Raw genomic sequence first — 2,556 nt, 5'->3', positions numbered from 1 at the left:
TTAATTGTGCAATTCTATGCTTCTTGACATGTGGCCCCTCCACGGCATTCAAAGGAAACCTTTCCTCTTTTCTTGTATCGCGATTGCTGGTAGTGGTGATCCGATGAAGGAATATTATTTCAGCTATCGATAAATAGATATATGCTTTTAAAATAATTGATCTAAGTTCAATTTCACATAGGTATTCGAATTGATCTTCATGAGAGAGTATACCGCCGGTCAAAAGCGATTTTATTGAGGTATATCGAAATAATAAAAGTTAAAATTTGTAGAATAATCGTGTCAGTTGGACCAATAAACTTCATTATTAAATAATATACAGAATACCAGACTACGAAAATCTCAGATTCAGAATGATAGGAATAATAGCCCACCTGGTGAGAACGATTGACCGATCGGAGCGATTTTTTTTACAGAAAAATTTAAATCGATGCCATGTTTTGCCTTTGAGGAATGCATCTCATAATAGCGGAGAAGCACGATGCTGCAAAAAGGATTGCCCAAATCCTGTCGGGGGATAAGCCCCGACCTTACCGGATAGGTGGGGTTGAGGCCTTCAAGTTCGATGATAAGGTGGTGATGGGCCTATCCGGCCACATCGTGGGAGTGGACTATCCTCCTGGATACAACAACTGGCAGAAGGTGGATTGCAAAGAACTGATCAGGGCGGAGATAGTCGTCCGTCCCATCAATGACAAGATCGTCAATGCCCTGCGCTCCCTGGGAAAGGAAGCCGATCGCATCACTGTGGCCACGGACTACGATCGGGAGGGAGAGCTCATCGGAGTGGAAGCCCTGAAGATCGCAAAGGAGGCAAACCCTCGCCTTAGGGAGGACCGGGTCCGCTACAGCGCCATCGTCAAGGATGAGATCCTCAAGGCCTTCAAGAACGCCGGCAAGGTGGACTACGACCTGGCAGCCTCTGGAGAGGCCAGACAGATCATAGACCTGGTCTGGGGAGCAGCCTTAACCCGATATATATCTCTCACCTCCGGCCGTCTGGGCAAAGAGTTTCTCTCCGTGGGGAGGGTCCAATCACCCACCCTGGCCCTGATCGTCGATCGAGAGAAGGAGATCCAGTCCTTTGTCCCCAAGCCATACTGGGAGATATATGCTGACCTGGAACGTGATCTGCGCGTCCAGCATGCCCGGGGCCGCATCTGGGAGAAGGATGAGGTTGATTCTATCGTGGCCCGTCTGGGCCCGGTGGGCATCATCCGCTCCATCCAGACAAAGCCGCGCGTCGAGAAGCCCCCAGCACCCTTTGACACCACCAGCTTCATCTCCGCAGCCAGTGGAATCGGCTTTTCAGCGGCCAACGCCATGCGGATAGCCGAATGGCTCTACGTCAACGGATTCATATCCTACCCCAGGACGGACAATACCGTCTATCCCCCATCCATCGACCTGGTCGCCCTCACCCGTCTGTTCCTCAAGGGCGAATTCTCCAAAGAAGCGGAAAAGCTCCTCGGAGGAAAGATGGTGCCCACCCGGGGCAAGAGGTCGACCACAGATCATCCTCCTATCTACCCCACCGCTCCTGTCAATAAGAGCGAGCTGAAGGAGGAGCAGTGGAAGATATATGAGCTGGTGGTGCGCCGCTTCTTCGCCACCTTAGCCGAATCCTGTGTCTGGGATGCCACCAGCCTCAAGGTGGACATCGGCCCCGAGCCCTTCCGGGCAAACGGAGCGCGGCTGGTGGAACCGGGATGGAGGTACTACTATCCCTACAGCAAAGCAGAAGAGCGCATCCTGCCCGCCCTGAAAGAGGGCGAACGCCTCCGGGTCTTGGGCCACAGCGTCGAGGCCAAAGAGACCCAGCCACCGGCCAGATACGGCCAGGGAAAGCTGATCAAGCTGATGGACGAGCTGGGCCTGGGGACCAAGTCCACCCGCCATGATATCATCAGCAAGCTCTATGCCCGCGCTTATGTGCAGGGCAATCCCATGCGGCCCACAAACACCGCTTATGCCGTGGTGGACACCCTGCAGAAGTACGCTCCCACCATCACCAAACCGGAGATGACCCAGACCCTGGAGAAGGACATGACCCAGATCTCCGAGCAGAAGATCAAGGAGGATGAGGTGATAGAGGAGTCAAGGGTCATGCTCACCAGTGTCTTCGACGAGCTGAGCTGCAACCAAGAGGACATAGGCCAGTCGCTCAAGGACGGCCTGAGGACAGACAAGATCGTGGGGACCTGCGAGAAGTGCAATTCCGAGCTGATAATCAGGCGCGGCCACCGGGGATCGCGCTTTATCGGCTGCTCCGGCTATCCGGAATGCAGATTCACCCTCCCGCTCCCCAGGTCGGGGGCAGTAGTGGTAACGGATAAGGTCTGCGAGAAGCACGGCATGTTTCATATCCGCATCATAAACAAGGGCAAGAGGCCCTGGGATCTGGGCTGCCCCCACTGCAACTTCTTGGACTGGCAGGCGAAGAAGGCTCTGGAGTTGGCGGAGGGCAAGGAGAGCGGGGAAGGAAAAGGGGCAAAAGCGCGGCCGGCAAAGAAGACGGTCAGGGGATCAGGGGCCAAAGCTGCCAAGAAGGCCAGC

The 2,556-nt window shown here is 54.5% G+C and carries 2 protein-coding genes; one reads left to right on the top strand and one right to left on the bottom strand.

The features are described 5' to 3' along the window. Nucleotides 1–223, bottom strand: a 223-nt coding sequence (locus BP727_RS01410; RefSeq protein ID WP_286857032.1) for a hypothetical protein, incomplete at its 3' end; no start/stop codon positions are given. Between the two features lie 230 nt (nt 224–453). Here BP727_RS01410 and BP727_RS01405 point away from each other — a divergent pair. Further along, the coding region (locus BP727_RS01405) for a DNA topoisomerase I (protein WP_286857029.1) at nt 454–2,556 on the top strand (2,103 nt) is incomplete at its 3' end.

Source organism: Methanosaeta sp. UBA356, from assembly GCF_002496465.1.
GTDB classification, from domain to species: Archaea; Halobacteriota; Methanosarcinia; order Methanotrichales; family Methanotrichaceae; genus Methanothrix; species Methanothrix soehngenii.
This window is presented reverse-complemented; position numbering and strand designations above follow the sequence as displayed.